This window comes from Virgibacillus sp. DJP39, from assembly GCF_049310925.1.
In the GTDB taxonomy this organism is placed as follows: Bacteria; Bacillota; Bacilli; order Bacillales; family Amphibacillaceae; genus Virgibacillus_F.
This window is the reverse complement of sequence record NZ_JBMERP010000017.1, coordinates 37,094-61,210: the sequence shown is the minus strand read 5'-3', so window position 1 is coordinate 61,210 and position 24,117 is coordinate 37,094. Positions and strand designations below refer to the sequence as shown.

Genomic DNA, 24,117 nt, shown 5'->3' with positions numbered 1-24,117 from the left:
GAAAATCATTTGTAACAGGCTTGGTTGATGTTTTACTGAATATAAAACAAAAAAAACAGCCATCGATTAGCTGTTTTGTTCTTTATCCTTGTTTTTTTTGCTTCCACGAATTATTGTGTCATGGTAGTCGTAGGAAATGGAGTAACCTATAAAAGTACCGTATATAATAAAAAGGCACAAGGTGGTTACAATTGTATTAATGCCAATATCATTTAATGGTGGTATATTTGGAAATATAGGTTGAAGTAATAAAAAAATTATACCCCATAAACTAATGCCATAAATAGTCCCAATCCACATGGAACGCATTTTTTTAAGAAGCACGTAATATAGTAAAGCAACTATAATAGAAAGTACACCAGTTATTACAAGTGCAATGACATCACCCAGCCATTCATGCGTCCATTTTGCATTTAACCAGGATCGCAATAAAAAAGACGTTGGGCTAACAACAGTAAAGTTAAAATAATGCAGGATAACTCCAAATGTCCCCCACATCACTCCACCAATAAAGCCTGTCAATAATGATCTGGACAATAAGGAGTATGACTTTTCTTGTTTATTTTGTTCAAGTTCTTTGTTTTCCATAAACATACACCTCCGTCACCTAGTATAGCCAATAGTAAACAAACATATTATGTTTATCAGTAGTAATTTTTTATTTACAGAAAGCTAGTGAAAGATGTCTTTTTCTAGTAAAATGGTGTTAACAGGTAATCATGACTTTTTAGAGTACCTGAAAAAAGACATTAAGTGTTGAATATTTTAAGCTAATAAGGAAAGAATCTATTGTAGAAAGTATTTTCAACATAAGAACTAGCTAATGAACCAAAAGTAGCAGAAAATAAAGGTATTAAAATACCTGTATCATTTGAAAGGAGGGCAACTGATGCTTCGTAATAAATTTTCTGTATTTATCTATGCGGTTTTAGGTTTAGCCACAATTGGTTTACTCACGCAACTATTTACCAATACAGTAAATTTTTTAACTAGTATTATGATTATGCTAGGAATTGGTCTCGCAATATTCGCGTTAGTTTATGTTTTCTTTTTCAAAAGAAGGTCAACTTCAAATGATATGAAAAAATACAAAAATGCTGTTAGACAATCGAAATCGAAATACACTCCAAATAATACTGTTTCTGACAGCGCTACTAAAAAACAATCCTTACTAATTAAAAGAAAGCCAAGTAAGCGTGCAAGTCATCTACGGGTTATCGACGGAAATAAACATAAAAGAAAGAACCGAGCTACTTTTTAAGAAGGCTCGGTTTTTTCGTGTATTCTCATATAGTTGTACATACTAATTTGGCCAGTTTGCGAGAAACTCGTGTGTACTTTTTTCTCCAAGTGCTATCAAGTTACTTTTTACGTTTTCGCTTATAGTGAAGTTTGTAGCCCCTACTTGTTTTATTGGAATAAAAATAGTGTTCTTTTGATGTGCAGTTGAAATGTATCTTAGATCATGGGCTTGCTTCATAGTAGTAAAGAGTGCTTGAGACATGTCAAAAACGTTTTTAATTTTGTTTGGGTCCTTAGTTTCTACATCATCACTAAGCTTGATTCCTAATACGGGTCGTAAATTTTTCCCGTTTTGTTTATCAAAAATCCATAAGGGATAATTGCTTAAAAGTCCACCATCCACCATAATACTTCTTTTGGCTGTTTTGTTTGCCAATTTTTTAGGTATAAAAAGGTAGGGATACCCAGCACTCATTCGAATGGCACTTGCAACTGAAAAATGCATAGGATCAATACCATAAACACGCTCTAAATCGTCGGGAATAACGATTAGTTTACCCAGTGACAGATCACTTACCACTATCCTTAAATAACCCGACCTAAGATCACTAAAAGTATAAATATTTTTGGCTGCGAGGTGGTTAAATATCCATTTCTCCAGTAATTCACCTTTATATATTCCCATCTTATAATAAAGGTAAAACCATTTACTCAATGGAATTAATTTACTTACTATTGGTGGATCGGTAAAATCCTGTAAGTTCAACTGAGTAATGATATTCTCAACTTCACTTCTCGAATAGTTAGCTGCAAGTAATCCTGCTAAGATAGCTCCTGCTGAAGTACCAGCAACTCGTTCGATGTCAAGGTTATTAGCTTCCATACTACGTAATGCGCCCAAGAATGCAAAAGACTTAACCCCACCACCAGAAAATACAACATCAATTTTCATTGGTCAACTCCTTATGGTGTCTTTTTACATAGTAAGCGGATTAACAGTTAAATAGAACAGAGCAAATAACAATATTACATTTTTTATTTTTCGTGTTCCATTTTTCTTAAGTCATCCAATCTCGTTTTGTCAGTTTTAAAGTATTGTACCAGTTCACCGATACGATCAATTGAATTCCAACTTAGGTGATGCTCAATTCCTTCTACGTCTTCATATATCTTATCCTTGTCCACACCGATTATCTCTAGAAACTGTTCCAATAACTCATGACGAAAAACAAGACGTTCACCAATTTTTTTGCCTTTTGGTGTTAGAATAAAACCACGATATTTTTCGTAATTTAAATAATCATCTTTGTCGAGTTTTTGAACCATTTTAGTAACTGAAGATGGATGTACAGTCAATTGTTCAGCAATATCTGAGACTCGGGCATAGCCCTTTGACTCGATTAGAATATAAATTTGTTCTATGTAGTCTTCCATGCTTGGAGTTGGCATCGAATTTCCCCATTTCAATGAATAATTTTTTAGTATGCGCAACATTGTTTCTTTAAAAAGCATACAACAACAATTATTGCTAGACAAGTTATAAAACTTGGCTAATCGTCAATTAAAGTTCTTAGTTACATTCTTGCAGAAAGAAAGTTACGATCCTTTCTTTACTGTTTAGAAAAACTCGGCATTCTCCTCCGTCTTTACTAGTAAATACAGAACTTATTCTTAAACTAATCATCTCTGAAATCATATTCCTTAAGTGCAGAAAAGAAAAAACTAGCCAATTAATTTGACTAGTTTTTTTGAAATAAGGTTCTTATAACTGTTCGGATACAGTCTTTGCCTGTAAAAAGTTTTGCAGGTAATCGGGACCACCGGCTTTTGCATCAGTACCTGACATTTTAAACCCACCGAACGGATGATACCCAACGATTGCTGCTGTACAACCACGGTTGAAATATAAATTACCTACGTTAAATTCTTTGCGTGCGCGATTAAGGTGCTCTCTGTTATTGGAAATAACAGCACCTGTTAATCCATAATCAGTATCATTAGCAATATCGAGCATGTGGTCAAAGTCTTTTGCTTTCGTAAACCCAACAACCGGTCCAAAAATTTCTTCCTGCATAATTTTTGCTTTTGAATCTAAATCGGCAAATATAGTTGGGTGAATGAAGTATCCTTTTGAGCTTTCACTTTCACCGCCAAATTTCAATTCCCCTTCTTCTTTACCAATGTCAATATAGCCTGTGATTTTGTCGAATTGCTTTTGATTTATTACTGGTCCCATGAATGTATCGTTTACAGGGTCACCAACTGATAATTTCTTAGTTAATTCAATTGACTTTTCTAATACTTCATCATATACATCCTCATGAATAACTGCCCGTGAACAGGCTGAACACTTTTGACCTTGAAAACCGAATGCGGAATTAACAATCGAATCCGCAGCAAGGTCTAGATCAGAGTCCTTATCTACAATAATTGTATCCTTTCCTCCCATTTCTACTACTACGTGTTTGAGGTGTTTCTGCCCTTCCTGAACTTTCGCAGCTTTTTCATAGATACGTGTTCCAGTTGCACGAGAACCTGTGAAGTTCACAAACTTAGTTGTTGGGTGATCAACGAGATAATCTCCAATCTCACTAGGGTCACCGGGTACAAAGTTTAAAACGCCTTTTGGCAGACCAGCTTCCTCGAGGACCTCAACCAGCTTAGCTGCGATTATTGGAGTATCTTCAGCAGGTTTTTGTAAAACGGTGTTTCCAGCTACAATGGGTGCTATAGTAGTTCCACAAACTATTGCAAAAGCAAAATTCCATGGTGGAATAGTCACGCCTACACCAGTTGGCTGATAAATGTATTCATTGTTTTCACCAGGTCTATCGTTTATCTCCTTTCCCTCTGACAATTCAATCATCTGACGGCCATAGTATTCCATAAAGTCGATACCTTCTGCGGTGTCAGCATCTGCTTGACCCCATGGTTTTCCAGCTTCATATACCATTGTGGCAGAAAATTCATGTTTACGACGGCGAACAATAGCAGCAGCACGGAATAGTATTTCCGCACGCACTTTTGGATCCCATTGGCTCCATGTTTTAAAAGCTTCTTTTGCAGATTGGAATGCTTTTTCCACTAGTTCTGTGTCTGCTTGGGATACTGTTCCAATCACTTGTTCCTTGTTAGAAGGGTTAATCGATTGATTTTTCTTCTTTGTAGCAATCCGCTCTCCACCTATTACAAGATTATAGTCTTTTCCAAATTCACCTTTCACCTGTTCTAATGCATCTTCAAATGCTTTACGGTTTTCTTTTTTTGTAAAATCTGTAAATGGTTCATGTGTAAACGGTAGTACCAAAAATTACATCCTCCTCATCATTTTATCTATTTTGGGTGTTCCCGATTGTTATGAATTGAAACGTATAGTAGAACAAATAAAAAGCCTAAATTCAATTGAATTTAGGCTTTTTATTAATAATTTTGTTCAAGGGCTTATAAACCACATTTTAATTGTGCACCACAATTGGTACATGTATTACATCCACCCATATCCTCAACACTGCCTTTACGGCAAACTGGACAAGTATCTCCAACTTCAGAACCGATTGTAACATTGGTTTTTTCCAATTCATGCACAGTGTCCATCAATACTACTTTCGGTTTTGTTGGTGCAGAAACTTCGTCTGTATTATCCTCAAATGAATTTTCTTCTGCCTTTAATGTTAAAACCTGTGAATCACGGCTACCATCAACATACACAGTACCGCCTTTAGCTCCACCTTTATATAACTTACGATAAACATTTTCTACCTGGTCAACGGTGTATCCTCTAGGAGCATTAACCGTTTTGGAAATTGAACTGTCCACCCAACGCTGAATGACACACTGTGTATCTGCATGTGCCTCAGGTGCGAGTTCCATAGCGGTGATAAACCACTTTGGTAAGTTGTCAGGATCCTGCTCAGGATTATTTTTTAGATATTTTTCAAGAATATCTGCTTTTACTTCGATAAACTTACCAAGTCTACCGCTTCTATAATACGTAAATGAAAAATATGGCTCTAAACCAGTTGAAACGCCAACCATTGTCCCAGTGGACCCAGTTGGAGCAACAGTTAATAGATGAGAATTACGAATACCATATTTTAAAATATCCTGTCTGATATCTTCTGGCATCTCTTTCATATAACCAGTGTTAATAAATGCATTTCTAAGTGCTAACGTTTCGGTTTCAGATTCACCAATTAGAAATGGAAAACTACCTTTTTCTTTTGCTAGCTCAATTGATGTCCGATATGCAGTGGTTGCAATGGTTTCAAAAAGTTGATCTACTAATTTGTTACCTTCTGCTGAACCGTATTCAGTTTCACAGTAAATTAACAAATCATGCAGTCCCATAACTCCAAGACCTACGCGGCGCTCACCAAGTGCTTGTTTTTTATTTTCAGCTAAGAAATATGGTGTTGCGTCGATTACATTGTCCTGCATCCGTACCCCTGTACGAACTGTTTCTGCAAGTTTCTCAAAGTTGATTGATTTTGTATTACGATTAGCCATTTCCGCTAAATTAACGGCTGCTAAATTACAAACTGAATATGGTGCTAACGGCTGTTCCAATTGTTGTTACAGGCTCTTTATCCTGTATCTCAAGTTTTCACTTGAGTATCGGACTATATCTTTACTTATACTAGATATCTACCTGTATAAGTATCGGACGCTCGTGGATTCCTCATCACTGTTCTAGTGGTTCGAATCTAGTCTCTGAACCTTCCTAGTATCCCTACTAAGGCTTGGCTGCTGATTAGCATAGGTAGAAACCCTTAGCCTTCCAGACAATTCATCCGATGTTTAATGTGAGGCAAATTTTTTACCACACGGATTGGTTGCTACAACCTGGTCCCCATACGCCTTTGCATTTGTCTTCTCATTTGCGTTATCAATGAAAAAGATACCTGGTTCAGCAGAGTAGGTTGCGCAAATATTAATTAAATTCCACAGTTCCTTAGCCTTAACACGGCGATAAACACGTACTCCATAACCCATTTCTTGCCATTTACGAACATCGCCAACTTCATGCCAGTTTTCATTATATTCCTTCATTTGTTCTTTGGTATAGTTTTCAACATCTGGAAAGCGCAGATCGTACATATCATCCGTATCAATAGCTGCCATCAATTCCTTAGTTAAACAGATGGAAATGTTGGCACCAGTTAGGAATTCAGCATTATGTACGGAATAGGTTCCGCCAGTAGCTAACTTTTCTTTCGCTTCTCTAATTGCAGCTTTAGTGAATCCACCAAGACCAGGAATAGTTTCATAGTTTAGTATTCCTTGGTAAAGATCTTTTTCCGTTTCTGTTAGCGGTGTGAACTTAAGCTTTTCTTTTGCAAGCTGCTTAATTTGTTCATCTTCAGTGTTCTCAATTAGGTAACGGAGAATTCTTGGATTTTGCATTTTTGAAATAATAAATTCGATAATATCCGGATGTGAATCTACTAACATTATCATTTGTGCTCCACGTCTTGAGCCACCTTGCTCCACTAAGTGTGTTAGCTTCGCAATATCATCTAGCCATGAAACGGATCCAGATGATTTTCCGTTCACTCCTCTTGCTAGCGTGTTTCGTGGTCTCAATGTTGAACCATTGGTACCAACACCACCGCCTCGTGACATAATTTCCATCACTTGTTTTCTGTGATCGGAAATCCCTTCACGAGAATCCTTAATGTACGGCATAACATAACAGTTAAAATAGGTTACATCTGTCTCAGCACCTGCACCGTAAAGAACACGTCCAGCTGGAATAAAATTCAAGTTGGCCAATTCCTGGTTAAATTTATATGACCATTCCTGTTGCTTTTCTTCTGTTTTCTCTACAGTTGATAACCCTGTCGCATTACGTAAGGCAATCTGTTCATAAAACACCTCTAGAGGTTTGTCAATTACATCAAGGGAGCGCTGTACAACTCCTGTAGCTGCTTCTGTTTCATTGTCCAGTACGGATACAAAATCTTTATCCACCTGAATGTCAGCAAGCTTGTCCTCCCAATTAATTGATTTTACGAAACCCACTCCGCGGGCAGGGAACTTCGGATCAGCCTTTACGGTAAGAACAACGAAATCCCCTTCTTTAAGTGTCTTTTTTTGTGTGTCCTTAAAAGCATACCGGTCAAGCATCACTAGCCGTGATACGCCTTTATGGGTTAGGTGCATATCCGCTGTTACCGGATGAACCTGGGGAAATGCTTCAATATCTTTATTCAACTGTGCAACATCAATCGTCTTGCGTTCTTCAACAGCAATCGACAATATCATCACTCCTTTTGCAAGGAGATGTGTATCTCCTTTATTCTATTTTCACTTTATCATTTTAATGAAATAATAACAATATATAGTATCTATATTTTTTACAAAATCTATATCTTGTGATTAGAACGAATGATTATCAAAATGTCAAACCTAGAAAAACAGCGAAAAAGGAGTTATTTTGATGAATTTTTAAGCTAACCACCTGATTATAATCGTATTTAATCTTTTTTCGCAGTTGCAAAATTTTAATCATGACTTTTTATTGATGTAGAGGCATAAATAGCATTTTAACATAAAAACTTAAAAGAAATACTTTGAATTATTAAGCTAACGACAATATAATAGGGTAAGTAGTAAAAGAGAAAATATGGGGGATAAAAGATGGACTTACAAATTATTTTACCTATCGCTTTAACAGTAGCTATTATTGTATATGCTGTTTTACGATTTTTAAAGCAAAGAAAATATCTAAAATCATTAACTGAAGAACAATTTAGAGAAGGCTACAGAAAAGCACAGTTAATAGATGTACGGGAGCCACAGGAATTTAAGAAAGGTCACATACTTGGTGCTCGTAATATACCTGTTACACAAATGAAGCAACGTCTAGTTGAAATCAGAAAAGATAAACCAGTTTACTTGTACTGTCAAAATAGCTCGCGATCTGCCCGCGCAGCGCAATTACTACACAAAAAAGGGTATTTGGATATAAACCTTTTGCAAGGTGGATTTAAAAAATGGACAGGCAAGGTTAAATAATTTTAGGAGGAGTGAAACATAAAGTTTCTACTCCTCCTATTATTTTGCTATAAACTTCTGATTTTACTTATAATATCTTAAAATTGGTTTTCTGGCAGCTGTCGTTTCATCCATACGTTTTACAATTGTTGTATGTGGTGCTTCCTGAACCTTTTCAGGGTCATTTTTAGCTTCCTCTGATATTTCAATCATCGTATCAATAAATCCATCAAGCGTTTCTTTAGATTCAGTTTCAGTCGGCTCTACCATTAATGCCTCTTCTACATTCAATGGGAAATAGATTGTTGGTGGGTGATAGCCATAATCCAATAACCGCTTCGCCATATCCAGTGTACGAACCCCTAGTTTCTTTTGTCTTTTCCCTGATAACACAAATTCATGTTTACAGTGTTGCGGATATGGAAGATCAAATTCCTTTTCAAGCTTTCGCATCATATAATTTGCATTTAATACCGCGTACTCACTTACCTTTTTTAGTCCTTCTCCGCCCATAGTACGGATATACGTGTAAGCTCGTAGGTTAATTCCAAAGTTTCCGTAATATGGTTTTACTCTTCCAATTGAATTCGGACGATCATATTCAAAGGTATACCCATCCTCACCTTTTACCAGCAACGGCTTTGGCAGGTATGGTTCTAGCTCTTTTGATACACCGACAGGGCCTGAACCGGGACCGCCACCACCATGTGGACCTGTAAATGTTTTATGCAGATTTAAATGCACAACATCAAATCCCATGTCACCTGGACGAGTATATCCCATGATGGCATTTAAGTTTGCACCATCATAATACAACTTTCCTCCAGCTTCATGAACTATTTTTGCCATTTCTAAAATTTCTGTTTCGAATAAACCTAACGTATTAGGATTGGTAAGCATTAATGCTGCTGTATCATTCCCGACAACCCGTCTTAGATCATCTAAATCTACTAAACCTTTTTCATTGGATTTCACCGTTACAGCTTCAAATCCAGCTACTGTTGCAGAGGCAGGATTTGTTCCATGTGCCGAATCCGGAACAATTACCTTTGTTCTTGCAATGTCTCCATTTGCTTCATGGTATGCGCGGATCATCATTAAACCGGTCCATTCACCGTGAGCACCTGCGGCAGGCTGCAAGGATACTTCATGCATACCAGTGATTTCTCTAAGAGACGTCTGCAAATCATACAACATTTCTAAAGCACCCTGAACAGTTTTAGGATCCTGATAAGGGTGAATGTGGCTAAAACCATCCATACGAGCAACATCTTCATTAATCTTAGGATTATATTTCATCGTACATGAACCCAATGGATAAAATCCGGAATCAACACCATAATTACGTCTTGATAGTCCAGTATAATGGCGCATGATCTCAAGTTCACTAACTTCGGGTAAATCTGGTGCATTCTTTCTAACATATGCATCATCTAAACCATCGTTGATGTCTAGTTCCGGAACATCCAAATCTGGTAAACTGTAGCTGGTTCTACCTTCTTTACTCCGTTCAAATATGATTGGAAAGTTCTCTTTAGCCATGAATATCCCCCAATTCTTTAACAAAAGTGTCAATTTCAGCTTTTGAACGTATTTCCGTAATAGCTATTAACATATGACCTTTTAGCTCTGGATACGCCCGTTCCAGATCATAACCACCAATAATGCCTTTCTGGAAAAGTTTTTCATTTACGGTAGAGACCGGTGTATCTAATTTAAGCACAATCTCATTAAAAAATGGACCATTCGTTATAACTGAAATACCAGCATTCTGTAGCTCTTGCTTAGCATAACGAGCCTTTTGCATATTAAGCATAGCCATTTTTTTTATTCCGTGTTTACCAATTGAACTCATTGCTACAGAACTTGCCAGTGCGTTTAGTGCCTGGTTTGAACAAATATTTGATGTTGCCTTATCGCGCCTGATATGTTGTTCTCGGGCTTGTAACGTCAACACAAACCCACGTTGCCCATCCTCATCCTTCGTTTGACCTATCAAACGTCCTGGTACTTTTCTCATCAATTTTTCAGTTGTAGCAAAGTAACCACAATGTGGTCCTCCAAATTGTGCCGGGATTCCAAACACTTGTGTATCTCCAACAACAATATCGGCACCAAATTCACCGGGTGGAGTCAGGTAACCTAATGCAAGTGGATTACTGGAAGTGATTAACATAGCTTTCTTTTGTTGTTTTACCAATTCATTTATTTCTTTTAAAGGTTCGATTTGACCAAAAAAGTTAGGATATTGAACGACTACGCTAGCAGTATCTTCATCTAACTCATTCGCCAACTGGCTGAGATCTGTTAGACCATTTTTATAATCAATTTCTATTATTTCTAAGTTTGGACCTTTTGCGTAAGACTCGATAACTGCTCTTGACTCAGGATGAACTGCTTTTGATACCAGAATTTTTTTCTTTTTTGTTGTGGCAGCGCTTAAGTTAACAGCCTCTGCCAACGCAGTTCCCCCGTCATACATAGATGAGTTAGCAACTGCCATACCTGTTAACTCAGAAATCATTGTTTGAAATTCGAAAATTGCTTGCAATTCCCCTTGGGAGATTTCTGGCTGATACGGGGTATAGGCTGTATAGAATTCTGACCGTGATATGACATGGTCAACAACGGATGGGATATAGTGATCATATACTCCAGCACCAAGGAATGAACTATATTCCACCAAATCAGCATTTTTGTTTGCCATTCCAGCTAGTTCTTTTTTTAACTCAACTTCACTTGTTGGTACTTTCAGATTAAGGTCCTTGTTAAAACGAACTTGTTTTGGTATATCAGAAAACAGATCTTCCGTTGATTCAACACCAATTGTGGTCAACATTTCTTTCTTATCCGCTTCGGTCATTGGTAAATAACGAAATTCCACTACAATCCCTCCTATTTTTCGCGCTTATAAAATGGTGTTTCAACCACTTTTGCCTTTAACTTTCGTTTCCGTACTTGCACTACTACTTCTGTTCCTGTTTGAGCATACTCACTTTGGATCAACACTAATCCAACGTTTTTATTCAAGGTTGGTGACTGTGTCCCCGTTGTAACAAAACCAACTTCTTCATCGTCTACATAAACCTCGTAACCATGGCGTGGAATACCTTTATCCAACATTTCGATACCAACCAATTTACGCGCAGCACCATTTTCAACTTGCTGCTTTAGTACATTTTTGCCATTAAAATCACTTTCCTTGTTGACCTTAACAGCAAACCCAAGTCCGGATTCAATAGGTGTAATATCTTTCGAAAGTTCTTGCCCGTAAAGTGCCAAATTTGCTTCAAATCTTAATGTATCACGTGCCCCAAGTCCAATTGGTTCAAGTCCTTCATCCTTGCCTGCTTCTAAAAGGAGTTGCCATAAATCAACAGCACTTGCTGCATCAATGTAAATTTCAAAACCATCTTCCCCGGTATAACCTGTTCTTGAAACAAGTGCCCCTGAATCGATACTCGTAAAATGTACTGGATCTTCAAAACGGAAAAATTTAATTTCACTAAGGTCTGTTTTTGTTAATTTTTGTAATATATCTTCTGCCTTTGGTCCCTGTAAGGCAAGTTGTGCATAATTTTGCGAAACATTTGTTATTCTAACGTTTTCATTATTTTGTTCTGTTAACCAATTAAAATCCTTTTCTGTGTTTGATGCATTTACGACCAGTAGATAAACATTGTGTTCTAGCATATAAACAATTAAGTCATCTACAGTACCACCATTTTCGTAACACATAATTGTATACTGTGCTTTTTTAGGTGATAGCTTTGATACATCGTTTGTAAGTACGCGTTGCAAAAAGGCTTGACTATCCTCACCTACAACTAAAATTTCCCCCATATGAGATACATCAAATAAACCCGCTTTTGTCCGCGTTACCTCATGCTCATGTTTAATACCAGAAAATTGTACTGGTAAATCCCAACCACCAAAATCAACTGTCTTTCCCCCTGATTCCTTATAAACAGGAAAAAGTGGTGTTCTTTTCAATTCACTCATTAGACTCACTCCCTTTTTCGCCATAAAAAAATAGAGATTTCACTGATACCAGGAAATCTCTGTCCTTAAACCAGAAAGTTGCGCATCTCGGGCTAATTTCATTCCGATTAATGCTTGCTTCGTGGGTGGTTTACTAAAAAGTAAACACTCTCCAGAGTTGCGTCCTACAAGAGTCTTTTTGCCTGAGAGATTCACGTTAGTTTGCTCCTTCGGCGTTACTTTTAGCTAATGCTATTAGTAAACTCTCCCCTTGTATTCATTCGCTTTTATGAAAAAATATTAATTGGTTATACTATGAACCAGTTACGAAAAATCTACCTATTTTTTTACATTATAGCATACAAGTATCGATTAAATATAAACTTTTCATAAAATTTTAAATGAAAACATTAACTTTGAATAAAGGAAGGTAGTTCATGGATTCTATTCATATGGAAAAAGATAACTCATTCATACAAGATTTACATAATACAGTTGAAAAAAATGGTCCTTTTTCGACTTGGAAATTATTTCGAATGGCATATCAAGCTGAATTAACTACTATGACACCAACATTTACCGAGTTACGAGCATTAGAGTATGTTCCACATGTTAAGTTTCTTCCCCACCAGCTTGATTGTGCAAAACAAGTAATTCAACAGATGAACGGTCGGGCGATCCTTGCCGATGAGGTTGGTTTAGGAAAAACTATTGAGGCTGGTTTAATATTAAAAGAATACATGGTGAGAGGATTAATTCAAAAGGTTCTTATCCTGGTTCCAGCATCACTTGTCAATCAATGGGTACAGGAGTTAGCTGAAAAATTTTATATTCCAGCTGTCTCATTTCGGAAAAACTATGCATGGGATCAATGTGATATTATTGTTTCTTCCATAGATACAGCAAAAAGAGATCCACATCGGGATAAAATATCTAAACTAAATTTTGATTTTATTTTAATAGATGAAGCACATAAGTTAAAAAATCATAAAACACAAAACTACGAATTTGTTAGATCATTAAAGAAAAAGTACTGTCTGTTACTTACTGCAACCCCTGTACAAAATAAATTATCCGACATTTTTAATTTAGTTTCTATACTAAAGCCTGGATATCTAGGCAATTATGAAGAATTTTTACAACGCTATGGTACAGACAGAAAGAAAATTAAACAAGATAAATACTTAAAGCAATTAGTTCAGCATGTAATGGTAAGAAATACAAGGATAAATACAGAACTTAATACAGTGAAACGTCATATTAAGACAATTTGGATTCCATTCTCAGATGAAGAACGGGTAGCTTATGATGAATTAAATAACCTCCCTGTACAAATGGCTGGTTTAACAAAAATCACGCTACAAAGAGAGTTATGTTCATCAAGAGAAGCATGCTATTTGTCCATGAAGAAAATGCAGGGGAAATCTGCCGACTCATCTGCGTTTGATGTACCTCTGAAAAAAATTGAACAACTGCAAAGTCACAGTAAAGCACAAAAACTAGTTGAGCTCGTAAAAGAAATGGGTGACGAAAAGGTTATTATTTTTACAGAGTATCGTTCCACACAACTATTTTTACAATGGATACTGCAACAACAAGGCATAACCTCTGTTCCATTCCGTGGTGGATTTAAACGAGGGAAAAAAGATTGGATGAAACAACTATTTCAAAACCACGCTCAGGTGTTAATCGCAACTGAAGCAGGTGGTGAAGGTATTAACCTGCAGTTCTGTCACAATTTAATTAATTATGATCTTCCATGGAATCCGATGCGACTGGAACAGCGAATAGGAAGAATTCATCGTTATGGCCAGGAAAGTGATGTGTTTATCTACAATTTAGCAATAAACGATACAGTAGAAGAACATATCATGACCTTGTTATACGAAAAGATAAATTTATTTGAACGTGTAGTTGGTAATCTGGACGCTATCCTTGCTGAGTTAAACATTAAGGATATGGAAAAGGAAATTCAAACAATTTTTGCAGAATCATCTTCTGCTGGTGAGACAAGAATCAAGCTTAACAATCTTTCTTCGATCATCGAAAGTACCTCAAATTCTGCTGAAAGTGAGGAACAACAATATGGCAATTGAAAATTTAAATGCATTCCTATACGATTATTTTGACGCTCATAACTGTCAGATTTTAAATAACCAGAATGGTGTGTTACAAGTCAAGTTAACGGAAGAAATCGATAAAGTACTGATGAATCGACCTTTTTATTGGCATTATATTAAAAATATGGGGAGAGAGGGTGATACCGCCACCCTTAACCTAATCACCAACCCTGATAAACGTGATGAAAAGGGAGAATGGATTCATTTTGGTAGTCCACGTTTACAACAGATACTAAAAAGCGTGGTTAAAAACGAACGATATACAAAACTGTTTCAATCTGACAACTCTGGGAAAAAGAGCGCTTTATATCCTTGGTTAGTCGTCAACATAAGAATTAGTTATCAAGGGAAACAAAATAAGGACGAGATTGTTTCTTTTGGCTTACACCTAATAAAAGGATTGATGTATAAGGATATGATGGAGAAGCTGGACAGTATTACTCTTAAACCAGCTATCGATGATTATTGTTACACAATTACTCCTATCATAAAAATGTCCAGTGGTTTTCATAGAATTGAGAAAGTGTTGGATAGTTACATTAATAATCAAACACACGACTGGGCAGATGAATCCCTGCAGACACTTAATGAAGAAACAGCGTTAGTTAAGCACTTTTATACAAGTAGCGCTGATGAGGAAGAAAATAACGAGCATATGGAACAGGAAATTAACGATATTAGACAACGATACTCACCAAAGGTTTCCTATAGTGTAATTAATGGTGGAATATTTTACTTAATGGATGATTTTCATTAGAAGGATGCCTGAAAAGCAAAAAACAGAACTTGGCTTATCACCAAGCTAATCCGAGAGCCTTAGTTACACTTTTGCAGAAAGAATCTTTAATGCCAAAAAAAAGAATTAGTAGGCTGTTTTAAAAACAGCTTACTAATTCGCTTTCTTCCATAACATCTTCATCGCAAAAGGTAACATGCCTAACCAACGGCTTGATAGTAAATCTTTTTCCTGTTTCTGTTTTTTTCTTCGCTCTTTTTTCTCATCCTTTGGCAAATCCAAATAGCCGATAATTTGGCCTGTCATATATTTTATATAATCATTACCACTCATCATTATCACCCCTTGTGACTAGTATGTAACGTTTTAGTTACTATTATTCACTATGTGGTACTTAATTTCAGTAGCTATCGCATCAATTGTTTTGTCATCCGTTAAAAACTTTTCATCTGCACAGGTACGATATAACTGGATTCGCTTTTCATAAAGCGCCTCTTGTTTTTCTCTATTTTGATTCCACAGTGGTCTAGATAGGTCCGTTTTTAACCTGTTGTAAATAGTGTTGTAAGAGGCTTCTAAATAGATGATGATTCCAGCATTTTTCATTTCTTTAATATTTTGTTCACTTTCTATAAGGCCACCGCCTGTTGAAATAACAGACTCCCCAACAGACACCTTCTGCAACATTTTAGACTCATATGTACGAAAAGCCTGCTCTCCCTCATCAGAAAAGATATCAACAATTTTTTTGTTATACGCTTCCTCTACCGCTTGATCTGTATCTACGTAATTATAACCAAGCAACAAGCTTAATTTTTCTCCAACAGAACTTTTACCACTTCCCATAAAACCTATTAAATATATATTATTCATTATTCCACACTCCTATAAAATTTTTTTGAAAAAAAGAAGGAATTTGTTAAATCATGTCGAATATACTAATTTGTTGCGAAATATTAAGGAGGTGATACTTCATTGAACTCCGCAGCTAACCTTTCTAAACAATTGCTTCTATCATCTTTTCAGGCACTTGCTTCAGATATTCACTTCTATCCATACCCTAACCATACCGATGTGTATTTTCGTATTCACGGAAAGCGTGTTTTCCACCAAACTATTCAGGGGTCAGACTACCAGCTACTACTGACATACTATAAATTCACTTCTGGAATGGATATAGGTGAAATTCGCAAGCCTCAGAATGGTATTATCACTTACAGCACCGAATCACAGCATTTTGCACTACGGTTATCAACACTTCCTGTAAACCACATGGAAAGCCTCGCAATTAGAATTCTACCACAAGATGAGATATTAACCCTAGAACAGCTTTTTCTTTTCCCTTATCAGCTTAAAATGTTACGAAAGTGGATTAAAAACCGTTCTGGTCTTATTTTGCTCACCGGTTCAACTGGAAGTGGAAAAACCACTACTTTGTATGCTTTGCTCCAAACAATCCTTGCAGAAGATTCTTATCAAACCATCACGTTAGAAGATCCAGTTGAAAAAGAAATCTCGAATATCTTACAGGTTCAGGTCAACGAAAAGGCTGGTATAACTTACCAGGCAGGATTAAAAGCGGCATTACGTCATGATCCGGATATTATAATGGTTGGAGAAATCAGGGATAAAGAAACAGCTAAATTTGCCTTTGACGCATCCCTTACTGGTCATCTTGTTTTGAGTACATTGCACGCAAAAAACGCTGTAGGAACTATCCATCGTTTGTTAGAAATGGTGTAATCCTTCACGAAGTTTGATATATCCTTCAAGGTGTGTGATACTACACCTCCTATAAATCCCGGTATATCAACACCCTCTTTCATAGTGTTTGATACCAGGCTAAAAACCCCTGTTTTTTACATAATTCAGATAATACCTTGTTAACCCACTATTTTCCACTTCCATGAAGATTGACACCACTTTTCACTTAGTTTGATACCATTTCAACACTATAAGAAATAACCAAAACATTTCTACACTGAACTTCAAATGGTCTATTCAATTCGTAATTAACTCTCTTGGAGGAAGTCGTGTATCACAATTCAAAATTCATTGCTGAGAACCTTTGAATAGGATACTCTTTGCCAACCTTTAAATTAACCAACCCGATTTACAAATTACCTAATCATTTTACGAATAAGTACAGATGTAAATAAACTAAACATAACTAATCCAATTACTTTTTGTACGTAAGAAAATAATAATGCCATACCACTTAGATCGGCATTAATTGAAATACCGAAGAAATTTGTAAAACTATAATTTATTATTTGTATGTAAATGTTCCAAACCTCTTTTAAACTTAGCATATCGCTAATAATGAAAGTAGGACGTAAACAAAAGAACTTCTCATCAACACGTATGCCAGAAAGAGAAAATAAAAATGACCAAATCAATATAACAACAATAGAGAAAATTACAGCATGAGTAATTCTTTCTCCAAATCCTATTGTTGACCATACAAAAAAAGAATAAATTTTTTTAAATCCACTCAATTCCTTGATTTTGTACTTGTTGTATAAGTAAAAATACTCACCATAGTGTTCAAGGAAGACGTTTTTCTTAAATTGTTCAGCAAATGTTTTATAAATTCGATAGGTGTCGTCATCATTTTCTTTTGTTTTTAATGGTCCAATAAATGTATTTTCATTAAACTTAGTTGTCAGTTGATCATCTTCAATGACAAATTCCTGATTACATCTTATCTTAACAAATTTCGAATCCCTTAAATCACAATCGGTTATTTTCACAGTAAATAATGTGGTATCCAAAAAAAGTGTCCCTTGTAAATCTGTATTATTATAATCAGTAAGAATTATTGCACTGGCATTAAATGCGCAACCTTCCAAATAAGTTTCCTTAAATTTTGCGGTTATTGTACACTCGTCAAAAATACTAGTGAAAAGTTTTATGTCTTTTAAAACATCAGAATGTGAAATATGCCTACTAAAACGGCAGTTATCAAATATAACATCTCTAAATAGACAATTAACAAACTTGTTTCCAGCTAATGTACAATTTTTAAAAACCACATTCCGAAAATCACAGTTGACAAATTTATTAAAATCAATGTGTATCCCACTTATCACCAAATAATGTTCTTCAAACAAAGCTGTGTCTTTACCTATAAATTTGTTTTTTACTGTATGAAAGATGAATTCATCCTTATCCTCCATATTAAGACAATCTGGCTTCAAATATTGTTTTGTACCCGTTATTTCTTTTTCTTTAATCTTATAATGTTTTTTAAAATGAGTGAGTTCATTTTTGTAATTTTCTTCATACTCAACTATCATTTGAGTATAAAGTTTTACTGCCTTATCCTTTTCTTTATTGAAATTTTGCATAGAAAGATTTTTCCTCCGACATTATGATGTGAAAAAAATTTAATTTAAAGAACTCCTAATTTTATTACCCCGGTAACAGTTTCTTCTTCTAATTAATTTTTCAGGTGGCGAAAACCATAATACCAATGCAATTTATAATACTTCTCCAAGTGTGATTAAAAATTGCATAATGATAATAAACTTGAGTTTCATAGGGAAAACCCCACAGCTTCCCCTAATATCTACTCATGAAATTTGGGGAAATTAGTTGAGCTATTTTGGCTTTTTGTACCTAATTGGGATCTTATTTCTTTAAGTTTTTCGGGAGTTTCTCCCTTGAAATCGAATATTTGCACTGTCCTCTGGAATAAGGTGCCATGGGCGATATCTGATATAAACTCTTTAGAATCACTATCAAACCCATAATGACCAATGATGGGACGGTAAAACTCTTCAATATCAAACGGCACATCCGCATATGGATTATGAAAAACGACCAGCCCATCCAAAAGATGTTCGTTATAGACCGATTTTTCTTCAACACCAACCATAGGTTGAGTTCCATAATCATTGTACCTTCGATACTGAACTAGTGTAATCCGGGGATCTTCTGATAACACCCTGGCTTTACTAAATGTCGCGACATTACTAAAAATGACGGCACTAACATGAGAATGCTCTGGGCTTGTGAAATACCCCAAAGGAACTTTCGACCCTGTTTTCTTTTCAATTTCTTCCATAAATACCGTATCAAGGACTTCCCGATTTTCCTCGTCCCAATCGATGGCGATAAAACGATCAAACCCATATAGAACCCTTTGAATAGAATGGTGATTTTGCATAAAGAAATAGGGCGAGTCAAAAGGTGCAATGGCGATTACATACGGTTTACTTTTCACATGTGGCAATTTTTGATAGGAATCAGTGTATTTTCGGGACTTGCTGATAAATGAATTGGCTAATCTAAGTGTGGCGTTATTCGCCACTTTATCTTTACTCCATTCTTGCATGTCTTCATTTGAATAGTTCTTTATCCATTCAGGTGTTTCATTATTTGCATGACTGGCAATCGTGGCTTCCATTACAAAACCACGTTCACCTTCCACAACAAAATCTGGGCGGTCATACTTCATATTTACTGTGAAACCCATTTTTTTTAGTGCAGCATATAGATAAAGTTCCCAAAAAGAAGAATTGAATGTTGTTTGAAATTCTTTTACAAATTTGTTATCCCTATCCAAAAACCCATCTGCCCAACTTTTAATTAAATTTCTACCAAATGGGAGTTCTTCTTTCAGGATATACAAGTAATTAGGATGGAGCTTATTATCTGAATACATGGGGTTAAACAATGATTCTTTTATATCTTTCATATTATCGACACCTTTTCAAAAAAAGTATTATACTTACCAAAATGGCTATAGAAGCTTCTTATTTTTTATACCTAGTTCTTTCTCTTATATTGCTTCCTCTTTAGTTGACAAAAGGTTCCGTCCTAAATGATAAAAAAGGTAAGTGCGATGTTTCGTGTAACTGGTTGAAAGAGGTGATAAAATGCTAGCTTTTTTATGTATGTCGGGTTTTATCAATCCGATAATAAATTTAGACGATTTAAAAGAAAGGTAACGGGTTCAGTTTAGGGAGAGAAAAATACTAATAACAATGCAACTAACATACTAATTAGCGTATGTTTTATTATCAAATTAACAATATAAATAGCAAGTAAAAACTTCAATTTTAATCTGAGCGTTTTTCATTTGATATTTACTTTCCTTGTTCCACTAAAGCTACCCTATAGTTGAAGTGAAAGTTTTCACAACTTCACATCAATTACTATTTTATTGATTCTGCTTTTTGATTTCTAATTTTTCTTTCTAATATTAAGTAAAGAAATCATTCCTTTTAAAAAACCTTCACTTTTTGCATCCATAATATCCAGTTTTCTAATTATTTCTTCAATTTCTTCACGCCATCTATTAATTCTTTCTTGATTATAATCAGCTTTAGCTTCCTCTTTTTCTATTTGTATTCTTAGCATTTCAGCATTTTTATTCAAAATATTCCTTTTATCATCTCTTACTAGCTTTTGGGTTTCTTGATCTAGTTCAATTTTTTTCTTAAAAGAATCTGATGCAATTGGTATTAAAGCTTTGCCTAATTCGACAGTAATCGTACCTGCAATCTCTTTCCCACTACCCTTTGTTCCTAAAACCTCAAAGTCTTTTGAGTCAAGTTTTTTTACTACATCTACTTCAGTTGGTGTGAATTTATTATTCATATTGTTTCCCTCCAAATATGCGTTATTTTAAAACCTTCTTAAACAAAACTGCGTCGTTAGTGGAAACAAGGATTCAATTCCTTCTTGTAGGAAAGTCAGCAATAGGTAAGCATTTGAGATTATCTCCAGCTTTTCCCCTGCTCCACACGGAGCGTGCTAGTTTCCCAGCACTCCGCGTTCCATCTAAAGATATGTACTAAATTATAAGTTCCTAGTTACTCATAGAATCGAGATTATATACTTGGTTCCATACCACATTGCTGACGGTATTGATTTATCTTCTGAACCATAGGTTCAGTGATTCCAAGATTATTTTTGAGCGAGTCAATCGTCGTTGTGTCTGTTTGATGGATAAATTTGTGTATCTCTTTGTGCAGGATACGTAAATTGCTAAATTTATCGCTTCCTCCGAGATGTGTCGGAATGTAATGGTGGCAGTGAACTTCGCTAGCGGATAGAAACATGCCAGTAATTTCGCATTTGCCCATTTTCATACTGTACCGACTTATTCGATTATCCATATACTCGACACTTCGTGTCGGGAGTTTAGATTTCATCAGTTGCGAAGTCTCCTGTTGAATATCTGAACGAAGCTTTTTCTGTATCTTTTCCCTTCCCGTAGTAGTAAAAGGTAGAACTATTCTCACCATATCTAGTTTTTCAGCCGTGCGGCATATCCGTCGGCATACCTTTTCCAAAGGAATGGCTTTAGCCTTCGTTCTGTCGAATCTACCTGTACTTCAAACCCCTTGACCTGTCAGTCAAAACGCATGCAGGAGTATTGACGGAATGGTTTCAAGAAACATGGTTCTATCATTCCCATTCTCGGTTATAAAGTTCAGATTAATCTATGATTATCTTCTGTTTTTCACGCTTGAGCGCTTATAACAGAACTTGTCGAGCGGCACCCGTTAGCACAATAAAAAATTACAGTTGTATAAAACCTTCTTGATAGTATCCCTAAAATTGATTTTCTCTTTTTCGTTTTATATTAAAATATGTCAAAATTCCTAATCAAAGGTACATAAACAATATTGAAAAGCCAAGAATTACTGAAAAGTCAAACACAACCACCAAATTATAAACACTTGAAAGCAATAAAATGATTAAAAAAATATACCCTTTTTTCGTATTTCTAAGAAACAATGAACTGGTACTTCAATACCCAAATTTTGTGCTATTCTAACTCTGTGACGCCCATCGGCTATCACTTTACCTTCTTCTTCAATCCTAATTGCGTGGTTATCGTTAGAAAAAGAACAGTATTGCTTTACAAAATCAATGGTATCAAATCACTCATCATCGGACATGTACCTGTTTATCCTTTTTACAGCCTGATTCTTTGGTATCTATAAATGTTGATTGGGAAATTTTTAAAGCATCAATGTGTATTCTTTTTACCATTAAATAACCCCCGAGCTTTTTTGTAATTATTTCCTTTATTGTAACAAAGGTTTGTAAATAATGAAAAGTACGCTAAGTGCACAACATAAATAACCGAACACAAATATAGTAAAACAAGAAACGCACTGGTCCTAAAACCAATGCGTTTTATAATTCAGTTATAAGTCATGTTTTTATTCTATCTATAACCCGAATTTATTGCCAAATAATCTTCTACAACTTTTTTATTCCACCCGCGAGAACACATTAGGTAATCGATAATCTGGTCTTTACTAATAAACCTTGTTATTGTGCCGTTCTCATTCTTTTGTTGGTGCGTTACTTTTAGTACACCTTTATCAATTAACCTTTCAATCTTCGGTTGTCCCATTTTTAGTACCTTTATTAGCTTTTTTGTTGCGTAACCATTGGATTCAATAATTTGACTCTGCTTGACCTTTACGATATGTTCTACATCCGTTTTCAATATATAAAGACCTTTAAGTGATTGCCTATTTTTTAATAAAACAGATGTCACTTCTCCATTTTCCACCAACTCGAGCAAATCTTCAAACGAAACGCCCCAATTCCGGACTTTAAAAACTGATTGTGAAAAAGTAATCCAACTTTCATCAACTTCTTCGACCAGTTTTGTGTTTTGAAAAAGTTTATCCTTATATTTTTTGTAATTCACTTCTTCGATTAACCAATTGTAATATCCGTCTTTCCCCGGACCATGAAAAACTTCTATTTTTCCTCTGTCTATAATCCTAATGATGTTTTGAAAACGTATTTCTAAATCCTTTATAATAACATTTAATCCGATACATTCTTTTTTTACTTTCAAAAGATTCTCTACTTCTTCCCGTTTTAGAACAAATGACTTTCCATCAATGGTAGGGTATGTTTTTAAAGCATTAATTTCAATCAATTTTTCAACTGAAGCATGATCTATTTTAGTAATAGCCTTAGCTTCTCCAATACCTATATAGCTATTATTCAGTTTTTGACCCTTTACAATCGTTCTTTTGGTATCATTTAGGCTTCTATTGTTTTCGAAATACCTTATCAATTGTTCTTGATAAAACATTCCACTTGGATGATTCACGATTTTTTTCAGCCTAGCCTGTCTATTTCGGTACAGTTCTGGTTGATACTTCTTCATCTCTCTATCGATAAACGCCATAACATTAACAAAGTGTAGCGACGGGTATACAATTAACTGGTAAATAACTCTTGTCATCAGTGTAAGCATTTCTATATCCCTTGTTGCTAATCTTTTCGAAAAAGCTATTTTTTGGATAGTTGAGGACTGATCCAATACATTACTTGGAATACCACTGATTAAATAACCGAAATGACCAAAAAGCTCAAAAAATTCTTTAGCACTAATGTCGTTTGTATTTAAAGTTACTTTGTTTTTATTACCTGTAAGGAGATCCTGGAAAACCTCTTGGCTTTTTAGAACAGGGACCGAATGACAAGCTTTTATCTCACTTTCACTTAGAGAAAATCCACACTTGCACTTATCCCTCATTAAACGTGAGTGGTATATCTTACTATTACATTTTTGACATTTATCAATAAGGTAGGTTTTATGGATATTGCACACAGTAACAAATGAAACATCCCAAATTAAATGGTGATAAAACTTTTCTTGTAAACAATGTGGACAAAATTTGGATTTATACCGATAAAAGTATATATCCTTTTGGGTCTTATTTGGCTTTCCTTTGCTGAAAAGAATGTTGTTCCATTTATTTAAAGTAAGTGAATCAATTTCCAAGCCCTTGATTCGACTTAAAAAATTTGCCAATAGGATCGTCGATTTTTGGTCATCATCATAATAGTTACAGCTGCTCGTATATAAATGTACTGATATTTCTTTTAGCATGGATGAGGGGTGGTCAAAACCTAGGTTTATCGCATTTCTGTAAATAATTGAATACAAACTTTCCCCTTCATACTGCTTACAGTATCTAAGCAAATAGTTGCTTTGCATCTTCCGTACTCCCCTTGGTGTTATCACATTAGATGTTAGTAGTTCTTCGA

18 protein-coding genes, 4 pseudogenes and 2 riboswitches are annotated in these 24,117 nt (G+C 35.4%); of the genes and pseudogenes, 5 read left to right on the top strand and 17 right to left on the bottom strand.

Annotated elements, in window-relative coordinates:
* Positions 1 to 66: 66 nt before the first annotated feature.
* Entirely contained in the window at positions 67 to 588 is a 522-nt protein-coding gene (locus ACOI1D_RS08085) for a YqhR family membrane protein (protein WP_422500712.1), read from the bottom strand.
* 301 nt (positions 589 to 889) lie between these two features.
* Between ACOI1D_RS08085 and ACOI1D_RS08080 the strand changes: the two genes are divergently transcribed.
* Entirely contained in the window at positions 890 to 1,261 is a 372-nt protein-coding gene (locus ACOI1D_RS08080) for an SA1362 family protein (protein WP_422500711.1), read from the top strand.
* A gap of 42 nt (positions 1,262 to 1,303) precedes the next feature.
* Here ACOI1D_RS08080 and ACOI1D_RS08075 read toward each other — a convergent pair whose 3' ends face one another.
* The 5 genes and pseudogenes from ACOI1D_RS08075 to ACOI1D_RS08055 form a co-directional block, all read right to left on the bottom strand.
* The gene (locus ACOI1D_RS08075; protein ID WP_422500710.1) at positions 1,304 to 2,194 is read right to left on the bottom strand and encodes a patatin-like phospholipase family protein; all 891 of its coding nucleotides are present in this window, start codon (positions 2,192 to 2,194) and stop codon (positions 1,304 to 1,306) included.
* A gap of 83 nt (positions 2,195 to 2,277) precedes the next feature.
* On the bottom strand, positions 2,278 to 2,691 hold the full coding sequence (gene mntR / locus ACOI1D_RS08070) for a transcriptional regulator MntR (protein ID WP_422500709.1): 414 nt from the start codon (positions 2,689 to 2,691) through the stop codon (positions 2,278 to 2,280).
* A 313-nt stretch (positions 2,692 to 3,004) separates the two neighbouring features.
* Positions 3,005 to 4,549: an L-glutamate gamma-semialdehyde dehydrogenase gene (pruA, locus tag ACOI1D_RS08065; RefSeq protein WP_422500708.1), complete on the bottom strand. Its 1,545-nt coding sequence runs from the start codon at positions 4,547 to 4,549 to the stop codon at positions 3,005 to 3,007.
* A gap of 134 nt (positions 4,550 to 4,683) precedes the next feature.
* A pseudogene (locus ACOI1D_RS08060) lies at positions 4,684 to 5,805 on the bottom strand (ribonucleotide-diphosphate reductase subunit alpha); the annotation flags it as partial.
* Positions 5,806 to 6,060: 255 nt separating this feature from the next.
* A pseudogene (locus ACOI1D_RS08055) lies at positions 6,061 to 7,506 on the bottom strand (vitamin B12-dependent ribonucleotide reductase); the annotation flags it as partial.
* A 375-nt stretch (positions 7,507 to 7,881) separates the two neighbouring features.
* Between ACOI1D_RS08055 and ACOI1D_RS08050 the strand changes: the two are divergent.
* Positions 7,882 to 8,259, top strand: a complete 378-nt coding sequence (locus ACOI1D_RS08050; protein ID WP_422500707.1) for a rhodanese-like domain-containing protein — start codon at positions 7,882 to 7,884, stop codon at positions 8,257 to 8,259.
* A 63-nt stretch (positions 8,260 to 8,322) separates the two neighbouring features.
* Here ACOI1D_RS08050 and gcvPB read toward each other — a convergent pair whose 3' ends face one another.
* The 3 genes from gcvPB to gcvT are packed head-to-tail and all read right to left on the bottom strand — an operon-like array spanning position 8,323 to position 12,240.
* Positions 8,323 to 9,780 (bottom strand): aminomethyl-transferring glycine dehydrogenase subunit GcvPB, encoded by a 1,458-nt coding sequence (gcvPB, locus tag ACOI1D_RS08045; protein ID WP_422500705.1) that lies wholly within the window; start codon positions 9,778 to 9,780, stop codon positions 8,323 to 8,325.
* The gene (gene gcvPA / locus ACOI1D_RS08040; protein ID WP_422500704.1) at positions 9,773 to 11,122 is read right to left on the bottom strand and encodes an aminomethyl-transferring glycine dehydrogenase subunit GcvPA; all 1,350 of its coding nucleotides are present in this window, start codon (positions 11,120 to 11,122) and stop codon (positions 9,773 to 9,775) included. The genes gcvPB and gcvPA overlap by 8 nt, the downstream gene beginning before the upstream one ends.
* A gap of 11 nt (positions 11,123 to 11,133) precedes the next feature.
* A complete protein-coding gene (gene gcvT, locus ACOI1D_RS08035) occupies positions 11,134 to 12,240 on the bottom strand; it encodes a glycine cleavage system aminomethyltransferase GcvT (protein ID WP_422500702.1) in 1,107 nt (368 codons plus the stop codon).
* Positions 12,241 to 12,297: 57 nt separating this feature from the next.
* Positions 12,298 to 12,397, bottom strand: a riboswitch (glycine riboswitch).
* A gap of 3 nt (positions 12,398 to 12,400) precedes the next feature.
* Positions 12,401 to 12,500, bottom strand: a riboswitch (glycine riboswitch).
* A gap of 156 nt (positions 12,501 to 12,656) precedes the next feature.
* Here gcvT and ACOI1D_RS08030 point away from each other — a divergent pair.
* Both ACOI1D_RS08030 and ACOI1D_RS08025 read left to right on the top strand, forming a co-directional pair.
* Entirely contained in the window at positions 12,657 to 14,315 is a 1,659-nt protein-coding gene (locus ACOI1D_RS08030) for a DEAD/DEAH box helicase (RefSeq protein WP_422500700.1), read from the top strand.
* A complete protein-coding gene (locus ACOI1D_RS08025) occupies positions 14,305 to 15,096 on the top strand; it encodes a YqhG family protein (protein WP_422500699.1) in 792 nt (263 codons plus the stop codon). Before ACOI1D_RS08030 ends, ACOI1D_RS08025 begins: the two co-directional genes overlap by 11 nt.
* Before the next feature lie 132 nt (positions 15,097 to 15,228).
* Here ACOI1D_RS08025 and ACOI1D_RS08020 read toward each other — a convergent pair whose 3' ends face one another.
* Both ACOI1D_RS08020 and ACOI1D_RS08015 read right to left on the bottom strand, forming a co-directional pair.
* Complete coding sequence (locus ACOI1D_RS08020) at positions 15,229 to 15,408, bottom strand: YqzE family protein (RefSeq protein WP_422500698.1); 180 nt, start codon at positions 15,406 to 15,408, stop codon at positions 15,229 to 15,231.
* 33 nt (positions 15,409 to 15,441) lie between these two features.
* On the bottom strand, positions 15,442 to 15,948 hold the full coding sequence (locus tag ACOI1D_RS08015) for a shikimate kinase (RefSeq protein WP_422500697.1): 507 nt from the start codon (positions 15,946 to 15,948) through the stop codon (positions 15,442 to 15,444).
* Positions 15,949 to 16,050: 102 nt separating this feature from the next.
* On the opposite strand from ACOI1D_RS08015, the pseudogene comGA reads away from it, so the two are divergent.
* Positions 16,051 to 16,812 (top strand): annotated as a pseudogene (gene comGA / locus ACOI1D_RS08010) (competence type IV pilus ATPase ComGA); the annotation flags it as partial.
* Positions 16,813 to 17,195: 383 nt separating this feature from the next.
* Here the strand turns inward: comGA and ACOI1D_RS08005 are convergent.
* The 6 genes and pseudogenes from ACOI1D_RS08005 to ACOI1D_RS07980 form a co-directional block, all read right to left on the bottom strand.
* Positions 17,196 to 18,425 (bottom strand): pentapeptide repeat-containing protein, encoded by a 1,230-nt coding sequence (locus tag ACOI1D_RS08005; protein WP_422500696.1) that lies wholly within the window; start codon positions 18,423 to 18,425, stop codon positions 17,196 to 17,198.
* 221 nt (positions 18,426 to 18,646) lie between these two features.
* Complete coding sequence (locus ACOI1D_RS08000; RefSeq protein ID WP_422500695.1) at positions 18,647 to 19,777, bottom strand: hypothetical protein; 1,131 nt, start codon at positions 19,775 to 19,777, stop codon at positions 18,647 to 18,649.
* A 488-nt stretch (positions 19,778 to 20,265) separates the two neighbouring features.
* Positions 20,266 to 20,682: a hypothetical protein gene (locus tag ACOI1D_RS07995; RefSeq protein ID WP_422500694.1), complete on the bottom strand. Its 417-nt coding sequence runs from the start codon at positions 20,680 to 20,682 to the stop codon at positions 20,266 to 20,268.
* Positions 20,683 to 20,915: 233 nt separating this feature from the next.
* Positions 20,916 to 21,239: an HNH endonuclease gene (locus tag ACOI1D_RS07990; protein ID WP_422500693.1), complete on the bottom strand. Its 324-nt coding sequence runs from the start codon at positions 21,237 to 21,239 to the stop codon at positions 20,916 to 20,918.
* 1,025 nt (positions 21,240 to 22,264) lie between these two features.
* Positions 22,265 to 23,602: a hypothetical protein gene (locus ACOI1D_RS07985; protein ID WP_422500713.1), complete on the bottom strand. Its 1,338-nt coding sequence runs from the start codon at positions 23,600 to 23,602 to the stop codon at positions 22,265 to 22,267.
* Positions 23,603 to 23,662: 60 nt separating this feature from the next.
* Positions 23,663 to 24,067: pseudogene (locus ACOI1D_RS07980) on the bottom strand (TniQ family protein); the annotation flags it as partial.
* Between the last annotated feature and the right edge of the window lie 50 nt (positions 24,068 to 24,117).

Bases quoted from the DNA above. Each gene is read 5' to 3' on its own strand.
- ACOI1D_RS08085 (WP_422500712.1), bottom strand. From the start codon at position 588: ATGGAAAACAAAGAACTTGAACAAAATAAACAAGAAAAGTCATACTCC.
- ACOI1D_RS08080 (WP_422500711.1), top strand. From the start codon at position 890: ATGCTTCGTAATAAATTTTCTGTATTTATCTATGCGGTTTTAGGTTTA.
- ACOI1D_RS08075 (WP_422500710.1), bottom strand. From the start codon at position 2,194: ATGAAAATTGATGTTGTATTTTCTGGTGGTGGGGTTAAGTCTTTTGCA.
- mntR (WP_422500709.1), bottom strand. From the start codon at position 2,691: ATGCCAACTCCAAGCATGGAAGACTACATAGAACAAATTTATATTCTA.
- ACOI1D_RS08050 (WP_422500707.1), top strand. From the start codon at position 7,882: ATGGACTTACAAATTATTTTACCTATCGCTTTAACAGTAGCTATTATT.
- gcvPB (WP_422500705.1), bottom strand. From the start codon at position 9,780: ATGGCTAAAGAGAACTTTCCAATCATATTTGAACGGAGTAAAGAAGGT.
- gcvT (WP_422500702.1), bottom strand. From the start codon at position 12,240: ATGAGTGAATTGAAAAGAACACCACTTTTTCCTGTTTATAAGGAATCA.
- ACOI1D_RS08030 (WP_422500700.1), top strand. From the start codon at position 12,657: ATGGATTCTATTCATATGGAAAAAGATAACTCATTCATACAAGATTTA.
- ACOI1D_RS08025 (WP_422500699.1), top strand. From the start codon at position 14,305: ATGGCAATTGAAAATTTAAATGCATTCCTATACGATTATTTTGACGCT.
- ACOI1D_RS08020 (WP_422500698.1), bottom strand. From the start codon at position 15,408: ATGAGTGGTAATGATTATATAAAATATATGACAGGCCAAATTATCGGC.
- ACOI1D_RS08015 (WP_422500697.1), bottom strand. From the start codon at position 15,948: ATGAATAATATATATTTAATAGGTTTTATGGGAAGTGGTAAAAGTTCT.
- ACOI1D_RS08005 (WP_422500696.1), bottom strand. From the start codon at position 18,425: ATGCAAAATTTCAATAAAGAAAAGGATAAGGCAGTAAAACTTTATACT.
- ACOI1D_RS08000 (WP_422500695.1), bottom strand. From the start codon at position 19,777: ATGAAAGATATAAAAGAATCATTGTTTAACCCCATGTATTCAGATAAT.
- ACOI1D_RS07995 (WP_422500694.1), bottom strand. From the start codon at position 20,682: ATGAATAATAAATTCACACCAACTGAAGTAGATGTAGTAAAAAAACTT.
- ACOI1D_RS07990 (WP_422500693.1), bottom strand. From the start codon at position 21,239: ATGAAATCTAAACTCCCGACACGAAGTGTCGAGTATATGGATAATCGA.
- ACOI1D_RS07985 (WP_422500713.1), bottom strand. From the start codon at position 23,602: ATGAGGGATAAGTGCAAGTGTGGATTTTCTCTAAGTGAAAGTGAGATA.